At 62.5% G+C, this 23427-nt stretch carries 27 protein-coding genes and 2 tRNA genes; 15 read left to right on the top strand and 14 right to left on the bottom strand.

Features of this window, described 5'->3' with window-relative positions:
- Window positions 1-107: 107 nt before the first annotated feature.
- On the bottom strand, window positions 108-1043 hold the full coding sequence (locus tag B3E91_RS11890) for a LysR family transcriptional regulator (RefSeq protein WP_287029596.1): 936 nt from the start codon (window positions 1041-1043) through the stop codon (window positions 108-110).
- Window positions 1044-1391: 348 nt separating this feature from the next.
- On the opposite strand from B3E91_RS11890, the gene B3E91_RS11885 reads away from it, so the two are divergent.
- From B3E91_RS11885 to B3E91_RS11865, 5 genes are all read left to right on the top strand, one after another.
- Complete coding sequence (locus B3E91_RS11885; RefSeq protein ID WP_287029595.1) at window positions 1392-1670, top strand: type II toxin-antitoxin system Phd/YefM family antitoxin; 279 nt, start codon at window positions 1392-1394, stop codon at window positions 1668-1670.
- A gap of 19 nt (window positions 1671-1689) precedes the next feature.
- Complete coding sequence (locus B3E91_RS11880) at window positions 1690-1959, top strand: type II toxin-antitoxin system RelE family toxin (RefSeq protein ID WP_414708250.1); 270 nt, start codon at window positions 1690-1692, stop codon at window positions 1957-1959.
- 180 nt (window positions 1960-2139) lie between these two features.
- The gene (locus B3E91_RS11875; RefSeq protein WP_287029593.1) at window positions 2140-2670 is read left to right on the top strand and encodes an ATP-binding protein; all 531 of its coding nucleotides are present in this window, start codon (window positions 2140-2142) and stop codon (window positions 2668-2670) included.
- Window positions 2671-2679: 9 nt separating this feature from the next.
- Window positions 2680-3732, top strand: a complete 1053-nt coding sequence (locus B3E91_RS11870) for an N-acetyltransferase (RefSeq protein ID WP_287029592.1) — start codon at window positions 2680-2682, stop codon at window positions 3730-3732.
- The gene (locus tag B3E91_RS11865; RefSeq protein WP_273234796.1) at window positions 3710-4117 is read left to right on the top strand and encodes an ASCH domain-containing protein; all 408 of its coding nucleotides are present in this window, start codon (window positions 3710-3712) and stop codon (window positions 4115-4117) included. The genes B3E91_RS11870 and B3E91_RS11865 overlap by 23 nt, the downstream gene beginning before the upstream one ends.
- A gap of 149 nt (window positions 4118-4266) precedes the next feature.
- Here B3E91_RS11865 and B3E91_RS11860 read toward each other — a convergent pair whose 3' ends face one another.
- The 3 genes from B3E91_RS11860 to B3E91_RS11850 are packed head-to-tail and all read right to left on the bottom strand — an operon-like array spanning window position 4267 to window position 5600.
- A complete protein-coding gene (locus B3E91_RS11860) occupies window positions 4267-4593 on the bottom strand; it encodes a hypothetical protein (protein ID WP_287029591.1) in 327 nt (108 codons plus the stop codon).
- Window positions 4594-4607: 14 nt separating this feature from the next.
- Window positions 4608-5249 carry a BRCT domain-containing protein gene (locus tag B3E91_RS11855; protein ID WP_287029590.1) on the bottom strand — a complete coding sequence of 214 codons (642 nt, stop codon included), beginning with the start codon at window positions 5247-5249 and terminating at the stop codon, window positions 4608-4610.
- Window positions 5250-5264: 15 nt separating this feature from the next.
- Window positions 5265-5600, bottom strand: coding sequence for a hypothetical protein (locus B3E91_RS11850; RefSeq protein ID WP_287029589.1), 336 nt, complete (start codon window positions 5598-5600; stop codon window positions 5265-5267).
- 246 nt (window positions 5601-5846) lie between these two features.
- On the opposite strand from B3E91_RS11850, the gene B3E91_RS11845 reads away from it, so the two are divergent.
- A complete protein-coding gene (locus tag B3E91_RS11845; RefSeq protein WP_287029588.1) occupies window positions 5847-6125 on the top strand; it encodes a type II toxin-antitoxin system RelE/ParE family toxin in 279 nt (92 codons plus the stop codon).
- Window positions 6126-6137: 12 nt separating this feature from the next.
- The gene (locus B3E91_RS11840) at window positions 6138-6443 is read left to right on the top strand and encodes a HigA family addiction module antitoxin (RefSeq protein ID WP_273234790.1); all 306 of its coding nucleotides are present in this window, start codon (window positions 6138-6140) and stop codon (window positions 6441-6443) included.
- A gap of 81 nt (window positions 6444-6524) precedes the next feature.
- On the opposite strand, the gene B3E91_RS11835 is transcribed toward B3E91_RS11840, so the two are convergent.
- Window positions 6525-6601, bottom strand: a tRNA-Met gene (locus B3E91_RS11835).
- A gap of 347 nt (window positions 6602-6948) precedes the next feature.
- On the opposite strand from B3E91_RS11835, the gene B3E91_RS11830 reads away from it, so the two are divergent.
- Window positions 6949-7647, top strand: coding sequence for a hypothetical protein (locus B3E91_RS11830; RefSeq protein ID WP_287029587.1), 699 nt, complete (start codon window positions 6949-6951; stop codon window positions 7645-7647).
- A gap of 93 nt (window positions 7648-7740) precedes the next feature.
- Here the strand turns inward: B3E91_RS11830 and ychF are convergent, their stop codons facing one another.
- The 8 genes from ychF to B3E91_RS11790 form a co-directional block, all read right to left on the bottom strand.
- Complete coding sequence (ychF, locus tag B3E91_RS11825) at window positions 7741-8841, bottom strand: redox-regulated ATPase YchF (RefSeq protein ID WP_090228913.1); 1101 nt, start codon at window positions 8839-8841, stop codon at window positions 7741-7743.
- Between the two features lie 40 nt (window positions 8842-8881).
- Window positions 8882-9466, bottom strand: coding sequence for an aminoacyl-tRNA hydrolase (gene pth / locus B3E91_RS11820; protein ID WP_287029586.1), 585 nt, complete (start codon window positions 9464-9466; stop codon window positions 8882-8884).
- Window positions 9467-9499: 33 nt separating this feature from the next.
- A complete protein-coding gene (locus B3E91_RS11815; RefSeq protein WP_273233597.1) occupies window positions 9500-10123 on the bottom strand; it encodes a 50S ribosomal protein L25/general stress protein Ctc in 624 nt (207 codons plus the stop codon).
- A 126-nt stretch (window positions 10124-10249) separates the two neighbouring features.
- A complete protein-coding gene (locus tag B3E91_RS11810) occupies window positions 10250-11191 on the bottom strand; it encodes a ribose-phosphate pyrophosphokinase (protein ID WP_090228905.1) in 942 nt (313 codons plus the stop codon).
- 96 nt (window positions 11192-11287) lie between these two features.
- Window positions 11288-11362, bottom strand: a tRNA-Gln gene (locus tag B3E91_RS11805).
- An 11-nt stretch (window positions 11363-11373) separates the two neighbouring features.
- On the bottom strand, window positions 11374-12222 hold the full coding sequence (ispE, locus tag B3E91_RS11800; protein WP_287029584.1) for a 4-(cytidine 5'-diphospho)-2-C-methyl-D-erythritol kinase: 849 nt from the start codon (window positions 12220-12222) through the stop codon (window positions 11374-11376).
- A complete protein-coding gene (gene lolB / locus B3E91_RS11795; RefSeq protein ID WP_287029583.1) occupies window positions 12222-12857 on the bottom strand; it encodes a lipoprotein insertase outer membrane protein LolB in 636 nt (211 codons plus the stop codon). The genes ispE and lolB overlap by 1 nt, the downstream gene beginning before the upstream one ends.
- 3 nt (window positions 12858-12860) lie before the next feature.
- On the bottom strand, window positions 12861-14591 hold the full coding sequence (locus tag B3E91_RS11790; protein WP_287029582.1) for a tetratricopeptide repeat protein: 1731 nt from the start codon (window positions 14589-14591) through the stop codon (window positions 12861-12863).
- Window positions 14592-14800: 209 nt separating this feature from the next.
- Here B3E91_RS11790 and hemA point away from each other — a divergent pair, with 209 nt between their 5' ends.
- From hemA to B3E91_RS11760, 6 genes are all read left to right on the top strand, one after another.
- Entirely contained in the window at window positions 14801-16078 is a 1278-nt protein-coding gene (gene hemA / locus B3E91_RS11785) for a glutamyl-tRNA reductase (protein ID WP_273233588.1), read from the top strand.
- Window positions 16075-17157 (top strand): peptide chain release factor 1, encoded by a 1083-nt coding sequence (gene prfA / locus B3E91_RS11780; RefSeq protein ID WP_287029581.1) that lies wholly within the window; start codon window positions 16075-16077, stop codon window positions 17155-17157. Before hemA ends, prfA begins: the two co-directional genes overlap by 4 nt.
- A gap of 52 nt (window positions 17158-17209) precedes the next feature.
- The gene (prmC, locus tag B3E91_RS11775) at window positions 17210-18037 is read left to right on the top strand and encodes a peptide chain release factor N(5)-glutamine methyltransferase (RefSeq protein WP_287029580.1); all 828 of its coding nucleotides are present in this window, start codon (window positions 17210-17212) and stop codon (window positions 18035-18037) included.
- Window positions 18038-18052: 15 nt separating this feature from the next.
- Window positions 18053-18808 (top strand): molybdopterin-synthase adenylyltransferase MoeB, encoded by a 756-nt coding sequence (locus B3E91_RS11770; RefSeq protein WP_287029579.1) that lies wholly within the window; start codon window positions 18053-18055, stop codon window positions 18806-18808.
- Window positions 18801-19592, top strand: coding sequence for a glutamate racemase (gene murI / locus B3E91_RS11765; RefSeq protein WP_287029578.1), 792 nt, complete (start codon window positions 18801-18803; stop codon window positions 19590-19592). The genes B3E91_RS11770 and murI overlap by 8 nt, the downstream gene beginning before the upstream one ends.
- A gap of 94 nt (window positions 19593-19686) precedes the next feature.
- A complete protein-coding gene (locus B3E91_RS11760; protein WP_273233580.1) occupies window positions 19687-20205 on the top strand; it encodes an acyloxyacyl hydrolase in 519 nt (172 codons plus the stop codon).
- Window positions 20206-20322: 117 nt separating this feature from the next.
- On the opposite strand, the gene B3E91_RS11755 is transcribed toward B3E91_RS11760, so the two are convergent.
- The gene (locus B3E91_RS11755; RefSeq protein ID WP_287029577.1) at window positions 20323-20778 is read right to left on the bottom strand and encodes a DciA family protein; all 456 of its coding nucleotides are present in this window, start codon (window positions 20776-20778) and stop codon (window positions 20323-20325) included.
- A gap of 223 nt (window positions 20779-21001) precedes the next feature.
- Between B3E91_RS11755 and secA the strand changes: the two genes are divergently transcribed.
- On the top strand, window positions 21002-23427 hold a 2426-nt coding region (secA, locus tag B3E91_RS11750), incomplete at its 3' end, for a preprotein translocase subunit SecA (protein WP_287029575.1).

The following is a 23427-nucleotide window of genomic DNA, read 5'->3' as shown; positions in this document are numbered from 1 at the left end:
TGAACGATAGGGCGGGGAATAAGGGGTCGAAAGGCGGCTTTTGATGCGGGGTGTTTAGTTTTTCTAAAGGCTTGCCGGCAGGGAAGGTCTTCTACGGGTGAACAGGGTTACGCCTCGACTCCTTCCAGCCAGGTAGCGCCAGGCCATTGTTTGTCGACGACCAGTTGTCGCGCCACGTCAAGGATGACCAATCGCGCGGCCAGCGCCGCCGGCGAGAGTTCATCATCGGCCAGTGTGGCCAGGAGGTTGCGCCGGCCCACATGCGGATCGGCAATCCGGATCAGCGAAAGTCCAGACCCGTCTTTCAATGCCGCGGCCGCGCCCGGTTGTATGGTCGCCGCGTGACCGGCCCGAACGGCGTTCATCAACACGGCGAGGCCGTCGACCTCCATGATGACATTCGGTGTCAGTCCGACCCGCTCGAACGCGCTCATCAATGCCGAGCGCAACCCATGCTGGGCGCTGGGCATCACCAGCGGCAGCCCGCCCAGCTCGGCCAGCTGCCCGCTGTCACCCGTCGGCGCCTGGGGCAGCTCGGGCGAGGCGATGACGAACAGCTTTTCGTCCAGCAGCGGCGTCACGCTCCAGCGTTTCCCCCCTTCGAGATGGAACAGGATGGCGAGGTCGATTTGCCGTGCGTTGAGCTGCGCCGCCAGGTGGCCGGAAAGCATCTCCACCACATGCAGCTGGATGTCCGGGTAGCGCGCGCGCATGGCGTTGATCAACGGAAGGGCGAGCACCGTCGCGGTGGTTGGCGGTAGGCCGACACTGACATACCCGCTCATTCGCCCGCGGTGGGCCGCCATGATCGCGTTTTCCGCCTGGCGCAGCGTCAGTTGGGCATGGTGCAGAAACGCGAACCCGGCGCTGGTGGGCATGACGCCGGTAGAGGTCCTGTTCAGCAGACGGGTGCAGAGTTCGCTTTCCAGCTTGAAAACCTGCTGGCTGAGGGCCGACACGCCAACCTCCAGCTCAAGCGCCGCACGCCCCAGGCTGCCCAGCTCGACGATCTTTATGAAATAGCGCAGTTGTCTCAATTCCAAGGTGGCTGCTTCCTGTGAGTCCGTTGTTCGGCTGCCCGGCATGTCGAGTGCCTGTTCCAGGCCGGCTTCTGCCCGCCGCTCTTGGGCGAAATGGCGAGTCCGTGGTTACCGTTTCACCCGATAGGGACGCCGCCCGAGAGGGGACCCTACGTTTCGAGCGGACGTCGGTAAAGCGATTTTGCGGCGCCGTTCGGATGACGAAGATCGCTCAATAACCAGACTCATTTGGCGTACTGGCTGGCCGGCTGCCGCAGTGTTTCCAGAAAAAGGCTTCTCGTAGTCACCCGTTCGGCATACGCTATAAGTGCTTTTAAACGTGCTTTTCATGATGCTTCAAGAGGTGTTTTCATGACCTTTCCCGTATTGGCTGATGTAGCCGCCTCGATTACTGATCTCAAGCGCGACCCGATGGGTACCATCCGTGAAGGTCATGGCGAAACCGTGGTCATCCTCAACCGTAACGAACCGGCCTTCTATGCCGTACCACCCGCTCGCTATCAAGCCATGCTCGAAATGCTCGATGATCTGCGATTGGCCGAAACCGTTCGTGCTCGCCGGGGTGGCGCAACCGTCCCTGTAGATATCGACGACCTTATCGCCGAAGCTGAGGCGGGCATTCGTGCCTAGCTTCACACTTGAGTTTCACGTGAAGGCCCGCAAGGAATGGGACAAGCTCGATGCCACCATTCGTCTCCAGTTTGCCAAGAAGCTTAAAGAGCGCCTGACCTCGCCCCGCATCGAGGCTGACAAGCTCAGCGGCATGGCTGACTGCTACAAGATCAAGCTCCGCTCTGCCGGTTACCGTCTTGTCTATCAGGTTGTCGATAACAAGCTGGTGATAACGGTTGTGGCTGTTGGTAAGCGTGAACGCTCTCAGGCCTATACAGCTGTTCAGAAAAGGATAGAGCAGCCGTAGTCCTCTACTAATCGCCCCGCTAAGCCTGATCACCCTTAAAGCGGAGCTTCCAGCCACCATCTACGCTGGCCAGACCAGTCCTTTTCAGAAACTTCGGCCAATCGTAGTCTCCGCAGCCCTTTACTTCTTTCGTGATGGCCAACTAGCATCCATGAACCTCACATTTCACAGGGATGCGTCATGACCGTTTTCGTCGCTGGGGTACACGGTGTTGGTAAAAGCTATCTATGCGAAAAATATGCGCAAACGCATGACGTCCTACATGAGAGTGCCAGCGGCCTGATTCGTAAAGAAAAGGATCAACTCAATTGGAGTGCTGATAAGAAGGTCGCCAATGTTGACGACAATCAGGTAGCTCTAGCATCTGCAGTGCACCGAATCTCAGAACAGGGCCACTTACTACTTCTTGACGGTCATTTTGTTCTAATCGACCCTTACTCTGAATTTATACGCCTCCCCCCTTCCGTATTTAAAGATCTAGTCATAACTGGAGTGGTCCTTATTGAGGTTTCCCCAAAAATAATATCTAGCCGCTTAAAGAGCCGAGACTCTACGCAAAGCGCTGTCGATATCGTAAAATTCATTGAAGCCGAAAGAGAACAGGCAAGGCTAGTCTGCAAAGAAATTGGCGCAGCCTTACACATACTACATGCGCCCAACGAAGAATCATTCACTGAAACGGTTTCCAGTCTCTTCAACGCCGCCCAATAGGAAAAGCAAATGGAACTTGCATACAAGCCATTTCGAGATATCAATCTTGCAGACCTATTCTTCGACTCGCTAAAAGAAGGCTATGCCGAGTTCCCCGATTGGTTTGCTCGAAAAGCCGATGATCTTGCTTATGTTTTTGAGCAACCTGACGGCTCCATTGATGGCTTCCTATATCTGAAAGTTGAAGACGAAGCATTGCTAAACATTACCCCGCAACAAGGTCGCGCTAGACGACTGAAAGTCGGAACCATGAAGGTTAATCCTCATGGAACGAGAATGGGCGAGCGGTTCATTAAAAAGATAATTGATCATGCCGTGGGAGAACAAACCGAACAAATATATGTAACTGTTTTTGAGCAGCATGAAGCGCTAATCACCCTATTTCGGCGTTACGGCTTTGAGCAGATAGGAACTAAAACAAGTAATAACGGCATCGAACTTGTCTTGGCGAAAAATATTCATGCCAATTACTTGGGTATGTATAGTGGCTATCCACTTGTAAAGCTTGGTCAAAACAAGGCATACATTCTTTCTCTTTACCCTCAATGGCACACTCGGCTACTGCCGGATTCTATTTTACGGAACGAAACAAATGATATTGTGGAAGATACATCGTCCGCAAACAGCATCCATAAAGTTTACTTAACCAAAATGCATGGCGTTGATGCTTTGCGCCAAGGCGATATTCTCGCTATCTATCGAACCTCGGATGGCCAAGGGCCTGCTCACTATCGGTCAGTTGTGACTTCGATAGGCGTAGTTGAAGAATACCGCCACCTTGATAGCTTCGCTTCCGCAGAAGAATTTTTCAGGTACTGTCGTCCATACAGCGTATTTACTCGGCATGAGCTGGAAGACCTATGGCGCAGAAGAAACTACCCATTTGTCTTTAAATTTATGTACAATCTTTCCTTTAAGCGTAAAGTCACTCGCGCTGTAATGATTGAGGAGCTCGGGCTCCCAGGCACAGAGCAGTACTGGGGATTTTTTGAGATTTCCCATGGTCAATTGAGAGCCATTGCGAATAAAGGGGAAGCTGATGAAAGTCTTATTATCGATTAAGCCAGAATATGCGGAAAAGATTCTTCAAGGCGAGAAGAAGTATGAGTTCCGCAAAGCGATATTTAAGAACCCCAACGTAAAAACCGTTGTAATTTACGCGACCATGCCTGTTGGAAAAGTCGTTGGCGAATTCGACTTTGATGAAGTTCTGTCCGATAGCCCCAGTGTGATTTGGAGCGAAACAAGCAGCTACTCTGGAATCACCAAGCGTTTCTTTAACTCTTATTTCAGCGGCCGTAAGACAGCGCACGCAATAAAGGTTCGGGAGGTTCGACGCTATGAGACGCCCCTTCCACTCAAGAATTTAGTCCCGAGCGGAAGCGCACCGCAATCTTACCGCTACCTTGATGATCCCACATCGTTTCAAGAGGCTCTCGCACTTTAATCACAAAGGAGGCATGCGTCTCCTTTCTATTATCCGTATAACGTTATCCTGAGCAAAAAAACCATAAGCTTAAGGCAGTCGTCACTGCCTTATTAAAATTTCACTCCGACAGCCGTCTTGGTAGTGAGCAAGTTGTTGTGTCGGCGCGCTCACCAGCTTTTCTCCTTAAGCCCCTCGGTGCATTCCTTTACGTCATCGTCGATGATATTTCCGGGCTTGATGCATTCCTTCATGGATTTGCGCACGCCTCGGTTGGCTATCCGTTCGCGTTTGTCCTGCATCTTCAGGTTGGACCTTGCGGCCTCGCCCAGCATGCCATCGCTTCCCGCCATGAATTCGGTAAGGGTCCGAGTGAACGTCGAGCCAATAGCGTTGGCCACCGGAGCCATTGCTTCGGCGGTCTGGGTTGCGATTGGTTTGGGTTCTTCGGCTGCAGCTACTACGCCGACTGCTAGCGCCGTCAGGGTGAACGCCACCGCTTTCACCTTCTTCAACCGAACACCGCTTTCTGCCAGTGCTCCTCGCTGACGATAGACGCCGGTGCGCCCATCTCGCGGAGTTCGACGGCCTTCTTGATCTTGGTGCCATAGGTGCTGTGCAGCCATTGGTCGTTGCCGATGGTGCCGACCACCAGGTAGTCGAGCTTTTTACTGATACCGGCACCGATCTGGCCGTTGCGCTCGAGCACCAGGGCTTCGCAGGCCTTGCGCGGGCCGTAGGCCATGATGCCGGTGAAGACGAACAGCCGGCCGTCCCACTGCAGTTCCGGAGCGGGTTTGCACAGCGGCAGGTCGTTGGGCGCGGTGAAGGCGTTGTCGCTGGGGCGGAGCTTGCCGACGTTTAGGCCGGTGAAGCTGCGCAGCATGGCCAGCAGCTCTGCCGACTCCTGCGCATCGAGGATGCCGTCCGCCAGCATGTCTGCCAGGCGGCGGTAGAGCAGGTTCACTACCGGGTCATCGAGATGGACGAGGTGGGTGGCGATCCAGTTCTCGAGGAATTCGGCTTCCTGCTGGTTGACCCTGCCATCGGCGCTTATGCCGGCGGCCAGACCGACCAGGGCATCGGCGGAGCGGCGGTCTATACGTGCTTCGTGGAAGAAACGGCTGTTGCGGAACTCCTGATGCAGATCCATCTGCTTTCTCCTTGATTACTTTCGTTTGTAGCTCTTTTTACCGCTCGCCGTGACGCAGTACTGGCCGCCCCTGGGACCGGTGCACAGCGTGCCGCTACCGCATGCACACGCGCTGGCGCTGTTGTCGATTATCCGCAGCGGTGTCGAGTTGCCGCCGTTTCGCTCGGCGCTGCAGTTGCGCTTCGAGCCGCTGATCGAGCCGTCGTTGCAGAGGAACAGCTCGCCGTCACAGCGAGCGATGCCGCCCTTGCTGCCGGAGCAGGGCTGGTTGGCCGCCAGGCAGTTTTGGGTCAACTCAAACAGCACGAGGAGCGTCACAAGGCGGCGCGCGATCACGAGCGGAATGGCCATCTGAGCGGCGTGTCCTCGACTTCCGGGAATGCATCGGCGCGAATCAGTCGAGCCGAAACCGAAGGTGCAGCATAGCGTATGCGGGCCGAGTGCCATTACTGTTCGAATGGACAGGTTGGCTGTCTGGATGAGTAGATGCTTGAGCGGTGTCGGGCAAATGGATTCCGGACATTCTTTTGGAAGGCGGCGCTTGACTGAGGCAGTCTTGATAAATAGATTAACGATTAACGTTAATGGTTAACAGCCTTGATTATAGATTTCAGATGCGCTGACACTCGGTCTCTGTTCGAGACAGGTGATTCCAGGCGCTGGAAAAACATTCTGTCTGTAGCGACCCGAAAGCTGGCGATGCTCAATGCCGCCGTGGAATTGCGAGACTTGCGATCGCCACCGGGAAACCGATTGGAATTGCTGCAAGGCAACCGGACGGGTCAGCACAGCATCCGGATCAACGATCAATGGCGAATCTGCTTTGTGTGGACGGATCTAGGCCCGCAGGGCGTTGAAATCGTCGACTACCACTGAGGAGGTTGCATCATGGCAACCAATGGCATGCGTCCCATCCATCCTGGCGAAGTCTTGCGTGAAGAGTTTCTAGAGCCGCTGGATATCACCGCGGCTGCCCTTGCTCGCGCGTTGGATGTGTCCGCTCCTACCGTGAACGATATCGTCCGCGAACGCCGGGGGATTACTGCCGATATGGCGCTTCGCCTGAGTCGCTATTTTGATACGTCGGCACAGTTCTGGATGAACCTGCAAACCGAGTACTCGCTTTCAACGGCGATGGCCGAGCATGGCGAAGAAATTGAGCAGGCTGTCGAGCCGCTGGCTCATGCATCGTGAGCGCAGGCAGGCTGTAGTCATTTCGTAATAACAGCCCCAAAAACAAAAAGGGCCTACCTTTCGGTAAGCCCTTGATGTGTATGGTGGCTACGCAGGGACTTGAACCCCGGACCCCAGCATTATGAATGCTATGCTCTAACCAGCTGAGCTACGTAGCCAAGTGGCGCGCATTATTCTCAGCTAGCTCCTTGCTGTCAACCCCATGAGCGTTTTTTTCGAAGTGCTATCAAGCGCTTAGCGTTCAGCTGCGTCCGTTGCGGGCAAATGGTCTGCGGAGGCATGGGCGAGGCGGGTTTTTTCAGTGTCTTGCTGGCGTTTTTGCCCTGTGGCGCTGTCTTGTTAGCTATCCGGCGCTGCACTTAGGTGCGCGTTTCGCCATGAATGAGGAGCCTTCGATGCCAGCGCTTTCCACCCACCGTCCCTATCACTGCGCGCCGGTCGTCTGCCGGCCATGGCTGGGGGCGCATTGCGTGTCGAGGGGCGCCAAGGCAGGGTGCGTGCGGCCATGAGCGTTTCGGGGCTGTTGCGTGGGTTGATCGGCGTGCTGGTGGTCGTCCTGCTGCTGGTGCTGGCCGCGCTGTTCTGGCCGGCGGCGCAGTGGCTGCCTAAGGTTCTGCCGGACGACATGCGCGTCGAGGGCGTCAGCGGTTCGCTGATCAAGGGTGCCGGTGATCGTCTGTATTGGCGTGGGCAGCCACTCGGGCCGTGGACGTGGCGGATGACCGGCGCGGACCAGGTCGACCTGCGCCTGGGCGCGCTGGGGCAGGGCGAGTGGAACCTGCGCCTGGGCGGCTGGCCGCCGGCCTGGTGGCTGGAGGTTTCCGGCGGCGACCTGCTGTGGGCGCAGAACGGCCAGCTGGGGTTGCTGCAAGGGCGTTTCAGCGGGCAGCTGAGCCTGCGCGGCAATACCGAGGGCTGCACCGCTTCCAGTGGCGAACTGCAGACCAGCAACGCCGCGGTGGCTTTTCCGCCGATGACGCTGGGCTCGGCGCGCTTCCGCCTGGATTGTGCGGACGAATATCCGGTGCGTCTGGACCTGGTCCGCCGCGGCGAGCACGAACTGGCGTTCCAGCTCGACCTGGAAACCGCGCGTGGCCTGGTGAAGGGCGAACTGGTCCCGGGCAGCTCGCTGTCGCGCCTGGGCAGCGATTTCGGCCTGCTGACGCCGAACCAGCGCAAGGTCGACCAGCCGCTGGCCTGGTGACCGGCGCTGCGGTTTGTCCGTGACCATGGGCGACGAATCCGGCCCATGAAAAAGCCCGGCGCGAGGCCGGGCTTTTTCGTCGTCGAGCAGGGCTCAGACGTTGAAGCGGAAATGCATCACGTCGCCGTCCTTGACGATGTACTCCTTGCCTTCCAGGCGCCATTTCCCGGCTTCCTTGGCGCCGGCTTCGCCGCGGTACTGGATGAAGTCGGCGTAGGCGATGACTTCGGCGCGGATGAAGCCTTTCTCGAAGTCGGTGTGGATCACGGCGGCGGCCTGCGGTGCGGTGGCGCCGACCTTGACGGTCCAGGCGCGGACTTCCTTCACCCCGGCGGTGAAGTAGGTCTGCAGGTTGAGCATCTGGTAGCCGGCGCGGATCACGCGGTTCAGGCCGGGCTCTTCGAGGCCGAGGGATTCGAGGAACATGTCCTTCTCCTCTCCGTCGTCGAGTTCGGCGATTTCCGCCTCGATCTTGTTGCACACCGGCACCACCAGGGCGCCCTCGGCGTCGGCGATGGCCTTCACCACGTCGAGGTACGGGTTGTTCTCGAAACCGTCCTCGGCGACGTTGGCGATATACATCACCGGCTTGCTGGTGAGCAGGTGGAAGCCGCGCACCAGAGCCTTCTCGTCGTCACCCAGGCCACGCAGCAGGGTGCGAGCCGGCTTGCCTTCGGTGAAGTGCGGGATCAGTTTTTCCAGCAGCGCCTTCTGCGCCACGGCGTCCTTGTCACCGCCCTTGGCGTTGCGGGTCACTTTCTGCAGCTGTTTCTCGCAGCTGTCGAGGTCGGCGAAGATCAGTTCCAGGTCGATGATCTCGATGTCGCGCTTGGGGTCGACCGAGTTCGACACGTGGATCACGTTGTCGTCGTCGAAGCAGCGCACCACATGGGCGATGGCATCGGTCTCGCGGATGTTGGCGAGGAACTTGTTGCCCAGGCCTTCACCCTTGGAGGCGCCTTCCACCAGGCCGGCGATGTCGACGAACTCCATCGTGGTGGGCAGGATGCGTTCGGGCTTGACAATCTCCGCCAGCGCAGCGAGGCGTTCGTCGGGCATCGGCACGATGCCGCTGTTCGGCTCGATGGTGCAGAACGGGAAGTTCTCCGCGGCGATACCGGACTTGGTGAGGGCGTTGAACAGGGTGGACTTGCCGACGTTGGGCAGGCCGACGATGCCGCAGTTGAATCCCATGGTGTGTCCCTCGCGAAATGGTCGCGGAGCGAAGTGGAGGTTAAGCCTTCTGGCTGTGCAGCTGCTGCATGGCACGGGTCCAGTTGCCGTCGAGGATATCGGGCAGGACGCCGAGCGCGAAATCGATGCTGGTATCGAGCATTTCCTGTTCGCTGCGCGGGGCGCGACCCAGGACATAGCCGGAGACCAGGCTGGCATGGCCGGGATGGCCGATACCGAGGCGCAACCGGTGGAAATCGTTGCGGTTGCCGAGCTGGGCGATGATGTCGCGCAGGCCGTTGTGGCCACCGTGGCCGCCGCCCTGTTTGAGCTTGGCGACGCCCGGAGGCATGTCGAGTTCGTCGTGCGCCACCAGAATCGCGTCCGGCTCTATCCGGAAGAAATTCGCCAAGGCCGCCACGGCCTGGCCGCTGCGGTTCATGTAGGTGGTGGGGATCAGCAGGCGGACGTCTCGACCCTGGTGGCTGAACTTGCCCACCAGGCCGAAATACTTGCGATCGACGCTGAGGCTGGCGCCTTTCTGGGTGGCCAGGCGCTCAACGAAAAGGGCCCCCGCGTTATGCCGGGTCTGGTCGTATTCGGGGCCTGGATTACCCAGGCCAACGATCAGTTGCACGGCGGTCACGACGGGAGCCCTTCGCTTGGTGCGGACTCAGCCTTATTCGGCTGCGCCTTCACCTGCGCCTTCGCCTTCTTCAGCCGCCTGGACGCGCGGCATGTGGATGTTGGCGACCGGCAGATCGCTGCCGTGGGCCAGAGCAACCAGCTCGACGCCTTTCGGCAGTTTCAGGTCGGACAGGTGAACGATCTGGCCGACTTCGACCTTGGCCATGTCGACTTCGATGAACTCCGGCAGGTCTTTCGGCAGGCAGGAAACTTCCACTTCGCTCAGGGTGTGGGAGATTTCGCCACCGCCGGTTTTGACGCCAACTGCGGTTTCCTGGTTCATGAAGTGCAGCGGAACCAGAGCGGTCAGTTTCTGGCCGGCGACGACGCGCAGGAAGTCGGCGTGCAGAACGAAACCCTTGGCCGGATGACGTTGCAGGGCCTTGATCAGAACGCTTTCCTTGGCGCCAGCGATGGTCAGGGTGATGACGTGGCTGAAGGCGGCTTCGGTTTCCAGCAGTTTGGCCAGGTCCTTGGCGACCAGGCTGATCGATTGCGGCGCTTTCTCGCCACCGTAGATCACCGCGGGAATCTGGCTAGCGTTACGACGCAGGCGGCGGCTCGCACCTTTCCCCAGGTCGGAACGCGCTTCGGCATTCAGAGTGAAATCAGTCATTGCAGTTCTCCAATAAAACCAAACCGCCCGCGACGCTTGCGACCAGCGCTCGGGCGGTTGGGCAAAAAGCCCCGCACGGAGGCGGGGCACATTTCGTTCGGTGAATGTTCGCGGCGGGCAGAGCCCTCAGCGGAACATCGCACTGATCGATTCTTCATTGCTGATGCGGCGAACCGCTTCAGCCACGACCGGCGCGATATCCAGTTGGCGGATACGCGAGCAGGCCTGTGCAGCGGCGGACAGCGGGATGGTGTTGGTCACCACCAGCTCGTCGAGCACGGAATTTTCGATGTTCTCGATGGCGCGGCCGGACAGCACCGGGTGGGTGCAGTAGGCGTAGACCTTGGCTGCGCCGTGGTCCTTGAGGGCCTTGGCGGCATGCCCGAGGGTGCCGGCGGTATCGACCATGTCGTCGACCAGCACGCAGGTGCGGCCTTCGACATCGCCGATGATGTGCATGACTTCGGACTGGTTGGCCTTCGGCCGACGCTTGTCGATGATTGCCAGGTCGACGCCGAGGGTCTTGGCGACCGCGCGGGCGCGGACGACGCCGCCGATGTCCGGGGAAACGATCATCAGGTTTTCGAAGCGCTGGTCTTCGATGTCGTCGACCAGTACCGGCGAGCCGTAGATGTTGTCCACGGGGATGTCGAAGAAGCCCTGGATCTGGTCGGCGTGCAGGTCGACGGTGAGGACGCGGTTGACGCCCACCACGGTCAGCATGTCGGCCACGACTTTCGCGCTGATCGCCACGCGGGCGGAACGCGGGCGGCGATCCTGGCGGGCATAGCCGAAGTAGGGGATCACGGCGGTGATACGAGAAGCCGAGGAACGGCGGAAGGCATCGGCCATCACCACCAGTTCCATCAGGTTGTCGTTGGTCGGAGCGCAAGTCGGCTGGATCAGGAAGACGTCCTTACCGCGAACGTTCTCGTTGATTTCCGCACTGATTTCGCCATCGGAGAACTTGCCTACGGAGGCGTCACCAAGGGGGATATGCAGTTGACGTACGACGCGACGCGCCAGATCGGGGTTGGCATTCCCCGTGAAGACCATCATCTTGGACACGCGCAGTACCTGCCGGCTGAGGGTGGACCTGATGAATTAAAAAGCTGTTCAAAATCTGGCTGCCGAAGCGGCGATCTTGAACAGCTTCATAAAATATGGCAGGGGCGGCTGGATTCGAACCAACGCATGGCAGGATCAAAACCTGCTGCCTTACCGCTTGGCGACGCCCCTGTATCTGCTTCTCAGGACAGGCTCTGAAGCTTGCGCTGCAACATCGAAACGTTGCTGCCTTTCGCTACAAATCCTGGCAGGGAGGCTGGAAGTTGGGCCGCGACTTTATCAGCTTCGGCTTTGCTTGGGAAGGACCCAAACACGCAACAACCAGTGCCGGTTAATCTAGCCGAAACAAATTTGTTTAGCAAGATCAAAGCGTTACGAACATCCGGGTAACGCTTCTCGACAACCGACTGACAGTCATTACGACCGCCCTGTTCGAGAACGGTGCGCACTGTAATGGCGGGAGTATTTCGTGTCAACTCCGGGTCGTTGAAAATTTCTGCTGTGCTGACAGCGACTTGCGGAATCGCGACGAGAAACCAGGGTTCTTCCAGCTCGACCGGGGTCAGCGCTTCGCCAACGCCCTCGGCGAATGCCGCATGGCCGCGGACGAACACCGGTACGTCCGCGCCCAGGCTCAGGCCCAGCGCCGCGAGGCTATCGACGCTCCAGTCGAGCCGCCAGAGGTGGTGAAGGCCGAGCAGGGTGGTGGCCGCATCGGAGCTGCCACCCCCTATTCCGCCGCCCATCGGCAGTCGCTTTTCCAGCCAGATGTCGGCGCCCAGCGAGGTGCCGCTGTCGCGCTGCAGCTGGCGGGCGGCGCGCACGATCAGATTGCTGTCGTGGGGGACGCCGGGAATGTCGCTGTGCAGATGGATCTCGCCGTCCTCGCGAACCCGGAAGCTCAGCTCGTCGGCGTAATCGAGGAACTGGAACAGCGTCTGCAACTCGTGATAACCGTCGGCGCGGCGGCCGAGGATATGCAGCATCAGGTTGAGTTTCGCCGGCGCCGGCAGGGTCAGGCGGTCCTGCATCACTGGCCGAGCTGGCGCGGTTGCCAGTCCTTGATCACCAGGGTGACGTCGAGGTCGCTGCCGTGCAGCTTGATCCGCTCCGGCAATGCGTAGCCGTCCTGTTCGGCGTAGCTCAGATATTCCACCTGCCAGCCGTCCTGCTCCAGTCGCGCCAGGTGGCTTTTGCCGTCCAGGGTCACGCGGCTCTTGCTGTCCGGGGCGGGCAGGCCGCGAACCCACCAGAGCAGATGGGACACCGGCAGGCGCCAGCCGAGTTGCTGTTCGAGCAGCGCTTCCGGCGACTCGGCCTGATAGCGACCCTGGTTGGCGACTTCCAGCGTCACCGCGCCTTCGCGCCCGGTGAGGCGGGCGGCGCCGCGGCCGAGCGGACCGGACAGGCGGATGTCGAAGTAGTCCTGGCGTTGCAGCCAGAACAGCGTGCCGCTGCCGCTCTGGCTGCCGGCGGACGGGCGCAGCGCGCGGATGCCGACCTTGCCGTCGATCTGCCAACCGTCGAGGTGGGTCACGCGTTCCTTGTGGGCTTTCCAGGTGGCGGCGTTACCGCTGCCTTCCACGGCTTCGCGGGAGGTCAGGCCGGCGCAGCCGGCGAGCAGGGTGATCAGGCTGGCAATCAGGACTAAACGAACGGCAGGCATAAGTCAGGGCGTCTCGGATCCGGAATGGCGCTGCAGCGTTTCGCGCAGCACCGGGCTGTCGGGTTGGGCTTTCAGCGCATCGGACCAGATTTTCTTCGCTTCTTTCTGTTTGCCCTGCGCCCACAGCACTTCGCCCAGATGAGCGGCGACTTCGTGATCGGGGAACTGCTGCAACGCCTGGCGCAGCAGACGCTCGGCCTCGTCGAGGTTGCCCATGCGGTAATTCACCCAGCCGAGGCTGTCGAGGATCGCCGGGTCCTGTGGGTTGAGCTGGTGCGCCTGCTCGACCAACTGGCGGGCTTCCTCGAAGCGCGTGGTGCGGTCGGCGAGGGTGTAGCCGAGAGCGTTGAGCGCCATGGCGTTGTCCGGCTCGCGCTGGATGATCAGCCGCAGGTCCTTCTCCAGTTGCGCCAGGTCGTTGCGCTTCTCCGCGAGCATGGCGCGGGTGTAGAGCAGGTCGGAGTCGTCCGGATACTGCTTCAGCGCCTGCTGCATCAGCGTCCAGGCGCGATCCTGCAACTGCCGTTTGCTCAGCGACTCGGATTCGATCAGGTAGAGCTGGATGGCGTAGTCCGGTTGCTCGTCGCGTGCCTTGGCCAGGCGTGCGGAGGCTTCGTCATAGCGCTTCTGGTCGAAGAGGATTTCCGCCTGGCGCACCTGTGCCGGCAGGTAGTCGTTGCCCGGGCCGACCAGCGAATACTCGACCAGCGCACTGTCGCTGTCGCCGAGCTGCTCGAGCACGCGGCCCAGGTTGAAGTGCGCGGCGTCGACATGGCTACCGCGCTCGATCAGCTCCTGCAGGTAGCTGCGGGCCTCCGGCCAAGCGCCGGCCTCCATGCTCACCAGCGCCAGGGAGAAACGCAGGTCGTCGTCATCGGGGAATTGCTGGACGAGGGCGGAAAACTCGCGCTTGGCGTCGTCCATGCGCCCTTCTTCGACCAGCACGCGGGCGTAGGTGAGGCGCACGCGCTTGTCGTCCGGATGCTGGCGCAGGGCCTTTTCCAGCAGCGGCACGGCTTCATCGCCACGTTTCAGGCTTTGCAGCAAGCGCACGCGAAGCAGCAGCGGGGCGACTTCGTCGGTGGTCGCCGGCTGGTCCTCGAGCAGTTGCAGGGCTTCCTGCGGGCGGCCGTCCTGTTGCAGCAGCAGCGCCTTGCCGAACAGCAGCTGGCCGTTGGCCGGGTACTTGGTCAGCAGGCGCTCGAAGCTCTGCAGCAGGCCGGCGCGGGTGTCGGGGTCTGTTTCCGCGGCGGACAGCGCGAGGAAGTCGAAATGGGTGTCGCCCTGGCCCTGCAGGACTTTCTCCATGTACGTCATGGACTCGTCGTAGTTGCCGGCGCGGGCGAGCTGGATGGCGGCGGCGCGCTGGGCGTCGAGGTTGTCCGGGGCATTGGTGGCCCAGATCATCGCGCTGTCCAGGGCGGCCTGTTCGGCGCCCAGGTATTCGGCGATGCGGAAGGCACGCTCGGCGACGGCCGGGTCCTGGGTCGCGTTCGCCTGCTGCACATAGTTGCCCAGTGCCAGGTCGAAGCGATTGCGCTGCCCGGCCAGCTCGGCGACCAGCAGCGAGTAGAGGGTCTCTTCGTCGAACGAGCCGTAGACCTGCGGCTTGACCGGCGCGGCGGCGGGACTGCGGGTATCCTCGGTCGACGGTTTGTCGGTCGAGGTTGGAGCCATGGACTGGCAGCCACCGATGAAAGCCAGGGCGGCCAGCAACGCGAAGGATCTATTCATAGAGGAAAATGCGACTAACCTGCGGTCGGGGCATCATGACACATGCCGCCAGGCAAGCCCATGGCCGCCGGTGAACGGCCGGCACGCTCTGCCACGGCGTCGGCGCACGGGTTGGCGGGCGTCTATCGAGCCAATCCATCGGAGGAGGTTGTCCCGCGCAGGGCGAAGTAGGACAATTGCGCGCCTTCCGATCTGCTTAGCGACCCTGCATGGCCTTCCTCGCTCTTGGTATCAACCACAAGACCGCCTCGGTGGACGTGCGCGAGCGCGTGGCGTTCACGCCCGAGCAACTGGTCGAGGCCCTGCAGCAGCTGTGTCGGATCACCCCGAGCCGCGAGGCCGCGATCCTCTCCACATGCAACCGCAGCGAGCTGTACCTGGAACAGGACCAGCTCGAAGCCGACGCGGTGCTCGCCTGGCTGGCCAACTACCACCGCCTGAGTCTCGACGAACTGCGCGCCTGCGCCTACGTGCACACCGACGACGAGGCGGTGCGGCACATGATGCGTGTCGCCTCCGGGCTCGATTCGATGGTGCTCGGCGAGCCGCAGATCCTCGGCCAGATGAAGTCCGCCTACGCCGTCGCGCGCGAGGCCGGCACCGTCGGGCCGCTGCTCGGCAGGCTGTTCCAGGCCACCTTCAGTACCGCCAAGACCGTGCGTACCGATACCGCCATCGGCGAGAACCCGGTGTCGGTGGCCTTCGCCGCGGTGAGCCTGGCCAAGCAGATCTTCAGTGACCTCAACCGCAGCCAGGCGCTGCTGATCGGTGCGGGTGAGACCATCACCCTGGTCGCCCGCCACCTGCACGAGCAGGGCATCAAGCGCATCGTCGTCGCCAACCGCACGCTGGAGCGCGCCAGCGTCCTCGCCGAGCAGTTCGGCGCCCATGCGGTGCTGCTTTCGGAGATTCCGCAGGAGCTGATCAACAGCGATATCGTGATCAGCTCCACCGCCAGCCAGTTGCCGATCCTCGGCAAGGGCGCGGTGGAAAACGCCCTGCGCCTGCGCAAGCACAAGCCGATGTTCATGGTCGACATCGCCGTCCCGCGGGATATCGAAGCCCAGGTCGGCGAACTGGACGACGTTTACCTGTACACCGTCGACGACCTTCACGAAGTGGTCGCGGAGAACCTCAAGAGCCGCCAGGGCGCGGCGATGGCCGCCGAGGATCTGGTCAGCTCGGGCGCCGGCGACTTCATGCTGCGTCTGCGCGAGCTGGCCGCGGTGGACGTGCTGCGCGCCTATCGCCAGCAGGCCGAACGGCTGCGCGACGAGGAACTGCTCAAGGCCCAGCGCCTGCTTGCCAACGGCGGCAGCGCCGAGGAGGTGCTGGCACAGCTGGCGCGCGGGCTGACCAACAAACTGCTGCACGCGCCCAGCGTGCAACTCAAGAAACTCTCCGCCGAAGGGCGCATCGACGCGCTGACCGTGGCCCAGGAACTCTTCGCCCTCGACGAGGGCGCGCCGAACAAGAGCCCGCAATGAAAGCTTCGCTGCTGAACAAGCTGGACATCCTCCACGACCGCTTTGATGAGCTCACCGCGTTGCTCGGCGACGCCGAAGTGATTTCCGATCAGACCCGCTTCCGCGCCTATTCCCGCGAATATGCCGAGGTCGAACCGGTGGTCCAGGCCTATCGCGAGTTCCGCAAGGTGCAGGACGACCTGGAGGGCGCGCAGGCGCTGCTCAAGGACAGCGACGCGGACCTGCGCGAGATGGCCGAGGAGGAAGTCGCCTCGGCCAAGGAGCAGTTGGTCGCCCTCGAAGAGCGCCTGCAGCGCATGCTGCTGCCGCGCGACCCGAACGACGGTCGCAACGTGTTCCTCGAAGTACGCGCCGGCACCGGTGGTGACGAGGCCGCGATCTTCGCCGGCGACCTGTTCCGCATGTATTCGCGCTACGCCGAGCGCCAGGGCTGGCGCGTCGAGATTCTCTCCGAAAGCGTCGGCGAGCATGGCGGTTACAAGGAGGTGATTTCCCGCGTCGAGGGCGACAACGTTTTCGCCAAGCTCAAGTTCGAGTCCGGCGCGCACCGCGTGCAGCGCGTTCCTGAGACCGAATCGCAAGGCCGCATCCATACCTCGGCATGCACCGTGGCGGTGTTGCCCGAGCCCGACGAGCAGGCTGCCATCGAGATCAATCCGGCCGACCTGCGCGTCGACACCTACCGCTCCTCGGGCGCCGGTGGCCAGCACGTGAACAAGACCGACTCGGCGATCCGCATCACCCACTTGCCGTCGGGCATCGTCGTCGAATGCCAGGAGGAGCGCTCGCAGCACAAGAATCGCGCCAAGGCGATGGCCTGGCTGGCGGCCAAGCTGCAGGACCAGCAGGACGCTGCCGCGCACAAGGAGATCTCCGACACCCGGCGCCTGCTGGTCGGCTCCGGCGATCGCTCCGAGCGCATCCGTACCTACAATTTTCCCCAGGGCCGGGTCACCGATCACCGCATCAACCTGACCCTGTACTCGCTCAACGAAGTCATCGCCGGCACCCTCGAGCAGGTCATCGAACCGCTGCTGCTGGAGTTCCAGGCCGATCAACTGGCCGCGCTGGGCGACTGACGGGTCGCCGCACGAGGGATCGGTTGCACGCGATCCACGCCACGAGGGACAGATGCCGACCATCCAATCGCTGCTCGCCAACGCCGACCTGCCCGACTCGCCGAGCGCGCGCCTGGACGCCGAGCTGCTGCTCGCCGCCGCGCTGGGCAAGCCGCGCAGCCATCTGCGCACCTGGCCGGAGAAGGACGTCGACGCGGTGGCGGTCGAGCGCTTTTCCCGCGACCTGGCGCGTCGCCGGGCCGGCGAGCCGGTGGCCTACATCCTCGGCCGCCAGGGCTTCTGGAGCCTGGAGCTGGAGGTGGCGCCGGACACCCTGATCCCGCGGCCGGACACCGAACTGCTGGTGGAAACCACGCTCGAATTGCTCCCCGCGACGGCGCAGCGGGTGCTCGACCTCGGCACCGGCAGCGGCGCCATCGCCCTGGCGCTGGCGAGCGAGCGCCCGGGCTGGTCGGTGATCGGCGTCGATCGCGTAGCCGATGCCGTGGCGCTGGCCGAACGCAACCGGCAGCGTCTTGCGCTGGGCAATGCGTGCTTCGCGCAAAGCCACTGGTTTTCCGCGCTGACCGGGCAGCGTTTCGAGCTGATCGTCAGCAACCCACCTTATATAGCCGCGGACGACCGTCACCTGGGCGAGGGCGACGTGCGCTTCGAGCCGGCCAGCGCGCTGGTGTCCGGCGCCGACGGGCTGGACGACATCCGCCTGATCGTCGCGCAGGCGCCGGCCTACCTGCAGCCGGATGGCTGGCTGCTGCTCGAACACGGCTTCGAGCAGGCGGATGCGGTGCGCCAGCTGCTCTGCGTAGCAGGCTTCGCCGAGGTGGACAGCCGCCGCGACCTCGCCGGCCACGAACGCATCAGCCTGGGGCGACGAGCATGAACGGGAGGGCGCTGGATGCTCACTGACGACGAACTGCTGCGCTACAGCCGGCAGATCCTGCTCAAGCAGATCGATGTCGACGGCCAACTGCGACTCAAGCAGAGCCGCGTGCTGATCGTCGGCCTCGGCGGGCTCGGCTCGCCGGTGGCGCTGTACCTGGCCGCGGCCGGCGTGGGCGAGCTGCACCTTGCGGATTTCGACACCGTGGACCTGACCAACCTGCAACGACAGATCGCCCACGACAGCGTCAGCATCGGCCGGACCAAGGTCGATTCGGCGATGGCGCGTTTGCATGCGCTCAACCCCGAGGTGCGGCTGCTCGCGCACCGTACGGCGCTCGACGCGGATTGCCTGGCCGACGCCGTGGCTGCGGTCGACCTGGTGCTGGACTGCTCGGATAACTTCGGCACCCGCGAGGCGGTAAACGCCGCCTGCGTGGCGACCTCCAGGCCGCTGGTCAGCGGCGCCGCGATCCGTCTCGAGGGGCAGCTCTCGGTGTTCGATCCCCGGCAGGCCGACAGCCCTTGCTACCACTGCCTCTATGGCCACGGTAGCGAAGCCGAGCTGACCTGCAGCGAGGCCGGCGTGGTCGGTCCGCTGGTCGGCGTGGTCGGCAGCCTGCAGGCGCTGGAGGCGTTGAAGCTGCTGGCCGGTTTCGGCGAGCCGCTGGTGGGTCGACTGCTGCTGATCGACGCCTTCGGCAGTCGCTTTCGCGAACTCAGGGTGCGTCGCGACCCCGAATGTCCGGTCTGCGGAGGACCAAATGACTGACGTGGCGCCCATCGGGGTCTTCGATTCCGGCGTCGGCGGGATTTCCGTGCTGCGCGAGATTCGCGCGCGCCTGCCGGCCGAGTCGCTGCTCTACGTCGCCGACAGCGGCCACGTGCCCTACGGCGAAAAGACCCCGGAGTTCATCCGCGAGCGCAGCCGGCGGATCACCGAGTTTCTGCTCGCCCGCGGCGCCAAGGCCCTGGTGCTGGCGTGCAACACCGCCACCGTGGCGGCGGTGGCCGATCTGCGCGAGCGCTATCCAGGGCTGCCCATCGTCGGCATGGAGCCGGCGGTCAAGCCGGCGGCGCGGGCGACGCGCAGCGGCGTGGTCGGTGTGCTGGCGACCAGTGGCACACTGAAGAGCGCCAAGTTCGCCGCGCTGCTCGACCGCTTCGCCACCGACGTGCGGGTGGTCACGCAGCCTTGTCCCGGGCTGGTCGAGCTGATCGAGGCTGGCGAATTGCAGGGTGAGGCGACCCGCGCGCTGTTGTCGCGCTACGTCGAGCCGCTGCTGGCCGAGGGTTGCGACACGCTGATCCTCGGGTGCACCCACTATCCCTTCCTGCGCCCGCTGCTGGCGCAGTTGCTGCCGCCTTCGGTGGCGCTGGTGGATACCGGCGAGGCGGTGGCGCGGCGACTGGAGCACCTGCTGGACGAGCATGGCTTGCGCCGCGCCGAAGGGCCGGCGAGCGCCAGGTTCTTCACCAGCGGCGACCCGACGGCGCTGGAGGCTTTGTTGCCCGTGCTGTGGGGCGAACGTAGCGACGTTGAAACATTTGCCTAAGAAGTCTCGATTGGCGCTGGATTCTTGTCGGCGTCGCGAGTATTTATACGCCGTGCTAACTAATAATTTCCAAGACCTTTTAAGGACGTTCCTGATGAAGAAAATGCTCTCCCTGGCGGCTGCCGTGGCTCTCTCCCTGGGGCAGGCCATGACCGCGCAGGCGGCCGACGTCACGTTGTCGGTCGGTGTGACCGGGGACTCGACCATGGTTTACCGCCTGGGCACCCAGTTCGATTTCGGCAAAAGCTGGTTCCAGAGCGACGTCGGTCGCCTCACCGGATACTGGGACGCCGCCTACTCCTACTGGGAAGGCGACGATACCGCCAGCAACCACAGCCTTTCCTTCGCCCCGGTGTTCGTCTACGAGTTCGCCGGCGATACGGTGAAGCCCTACGTGGAAGCCGGCATCGGCGTCGCCGCGTTCGCCAGCACCGAGCTGGAAAGCAACGACCTGGGTTCCTCGTTCCAGTTCGAGGACCGCATCGGCGCCGGCCTGCGCTTCGCGGGCGGCCACGACGTCGGCGTGCGCGCCATCCACTATTCCAACGCCGGCATCAGCCAGCCCAACGATGGCGTGGAGGCGTACTCGCTGTACTACCGCATGTCCTTCTAAGCGTCCGCTCAGGCTCTCTCGCGGGCTCCGGCACGCGATATCCTGAGCAGGTCGCCGCATTGGGCGAGCGAAAAAAAACCGGGCCATGTGCCCGGTTTTTTCATGCCTGCGCGGAGCTCAGCGCTTGGTTTGAACGTGGCTGGCCAGGCGTTCGAGGGCGGCGCGCAGGTTCGGGTCGCTGACGTTGTCGGCAGTCGCCTGGATGCTCTCGGCGGCGGCAGTGGAGAGCACCATGCTGTTGCGCCGCGGCGGGGTGGCGCTGGCCGGTGGCTGCACCTTGAACAGGATGCGGGTCAGCCCGGCGAACGCCTCGTAGGTCTGCAACTGGCGCTGCAGGCGGCGCTGCTGGTAACGCAGGCGCGTCGCCCAGTGGCCATCGGTGACGATCAGCAGCAGGCAGCCCTCGCGCCAGCTCGCCACCTTGCAGTGCTCGCGTGCCGCCGGCTGCAGCTGGCTTTCCAGCAGGCGCTGCAACTGGTCGAGACGAAGCGCCGCACCGAGCAGCGCTCTGAGCGGCTTCGCCTCGCGCAACAGCGCGGCGGGCGTGCGACCTGGCAGTGGGCGAAAGGACATGGCGGGTCGTCGGCAGGGTGGGTGGGCGATAGTAGCAGAACCCCGATATGCGCAGCGCCGACGGCCTGTCGCTGGCGTCGGGCCATGATGGCACCGCGAAACGACGCCGCTTTCCTCATGTTCGTTTCCGAGTAGAATGCGTCCTTTCGCATGCAGCCATGAGGCTGCCCGGGCGTCCTGTTCAGGGCGTCCTCAATCCATACGCGTGGAAGATCCTGTCGATATGTTTGCGCCTTTGTTGAAAAAACTTTTCGGAAGCAAGAATGAGCGTGAAGTCAAACGCATGCTCAAGACGGTACAGGTTGCCAACGGGTTCGAAGAGCAGATGCTGGCTCTCACCGACGAGCAACTGCGGGCCAAGACCGAGGAGTTCAAGGCTCGTCTGAGCAAAGGCGAAACCCTCGACCAGTTGCTTCCGGAAGCCTTTGCCGTGGCCCGCGAGGCCGGCAAGCGCGTCATGGGCATGCGCCACTTCGACGTCCAGCTGATCGGCGGCATGACCCTTCACGAAGGCAAGATCGCCGAGATGCGTACCGGCGAGGGCAAGACCCTGGTCGGCACCCTGGCGGTGTACCTCAACGCCCTGGAAGGCAAGGGCGTCCACGTGGTCACGGTGAACGACTACCTGGCCCGCCGCGATGCCAACTGGATGCGCCCGCTGTACGAATTCCTCGGCCTTAGCGTGGGCATCGTCAGCCCGTTTCAGCCGCCGGAAGAAAAGCGCGCCGCCTACGCGTGCGACATCACCTACGGCACCAACAACGAATTCGGCTTCGACTACCTGCGCGACAACATGGCGTTCAGCGTCGAGGACAAGTTCCAGCGCGAACTCAACTTCGCCGTGATCGACGAAGTCGACTCCATCCTCATCGACGAAGCGCGTACCCCGCTGATCATCTCTGGCCAGGCCGAAGACAGCTCCAAGCTGTACATCGAGATCAACAAGCTGATTCCGCGCCTCAAGCAGCACATCGAGGAAGAAGAGGGCGTCGTCACCCAGGAAGGCCACTACAAGGTCGACGAGAAGAGCCGCCAGGTCGAGCTCAACGAACAGGGCCACCAGTACATCGAGGACATGCTCACCCAGGTGGGCCTTCTGGCCGAGGGCGAGAGCCTGTACTCGGCGCACAACCTCGGCCTGCTGACCCACGTCTATGCGGCCCTGCGTGCGCACACGCTGTTCCAGCGCAACGTCGAGTACATCGTGCAGAATGGCCAGGTCGTCTTGATCGACGAGCACACCGGCCGCACCATGCAGGGCCGTCGCCTGTCGGAGGGCCTGCACCAGGCCATCGAGGCCAAGGAAGGGGTGAACATCCAGGCAGAAAGCCAGACGCTGGCCTCGACCACCTTCCAGAACTACTTCCGCCTCTACACCAAGCTGGCCGGCATGACCGGCACCGCCGACACCGAGGCCTTCGAGTTCCACCAGATCTACGGCCTGGCCGTGGTGGTGATCCCGACCAACCGTCCGCTGGCGCGCCAGGACTTCAACGACCTGGTCTACCTGACCCAGGAAGAGAAGTACGCGGCGATCATCACCGACATCAAGGAAAGCCTGGCCCAGGGGCGTCCGGTGCTGGTCGGTACGGCCACCATCGAAACCTCCGAGCACATGTCCCGCCTGCTCACCCAGGAAGGCATCGAGCACAAGGTCCTCAACGCCAAGTTCCACGAGAAGGAAGCTGAGATCATCGCCCAGGCGGGCCGTCCCGGCGCGCTGACCATCGCCACCAACATGGCCGGTCGGGGTACCGATATCCTGCTCGGCGGCAACTGGGAGGTCGAGGTCGCGGCGCTGGAGAACCCCACCGAAGAGCAGATCGCGCAGATCAAGGCCGACTGGCAGAAGCGTCACACGCAGGTGCTGGAATCCGGCGGCCTGCACGTGATCGCCTCCGAGCGCCACGAGTCCCGCCGTATCGACAACCAGCTGCGTGGCCGTGCCGGTCGCCAGGGTGACGCCGGCTCCAGCCGCTTCTACCTGTCGCTGGAAGACAGCCTGATGCGCATCTTCGCCTCCGACCGCGTGAAGAACTTCATGAAGGCCCTGGGCATGCAGCCCGGCGAGGCGATCGAGCACCGCATGGTGACCAACGCCATCGAGAAGGCGCAGCGCAAGGTCGAGGGTCGCAACTTCGACATCCGCAAGCAGCTCCTCGAGTTCGACGACGTGGCCAACGAACAGCGCAAGGTGATCTACCACATGCGCAACAGCCTGCTGGCCGCGGACAACATCGGCGACACCATCGCCGAATTCCGCGAGGAAGCGCTGGCCGCCACCGTCGCCCAGCACATTCCGCCGCAATCGCTTCCCGAGCAGTGGGACGTCGCCGGCCTGGAAGCTGCGCTGAACAGCGATTTCGGCATCCAGCTGCCGGTTCAGCAGTGGCTCGACGAAGACGATCACCTGCACGAAGAGAACCTGCGCGAGAAGATCCAGGAGCATCTGCTGGTCGCTTACCGCGAGAAGGAAGAAATGGCCGGCGCCGACGCGCTGCGCAGCTTCGAGAAGCAGATCGTCCTGCGCGTGCTGGACGACCTGTGGAAGGACCACCTGTCGACCATGGACCACCTGCGCCACGGCATCCACCTGCGTGGCTACGCGCAGAAGAACCCGAAGCAGGAGTACAAGCGCGAGTCGTTCAC

It is taken from the genome of Pseudomonas sp. UBA6310, from assembly GCF_002438225.1.
Classification (GTDB): domain Bacteria; phylum Pseudomonadota; class Gammaproteobacteria; order Pseudomonadales; family Pseudomonadaceae; genus Pseudomonas_O; species Pseudomonas_O kuykendallii.
This window is presented reverse-complemented; position numbering and strand designations above follow the sequence as displayed.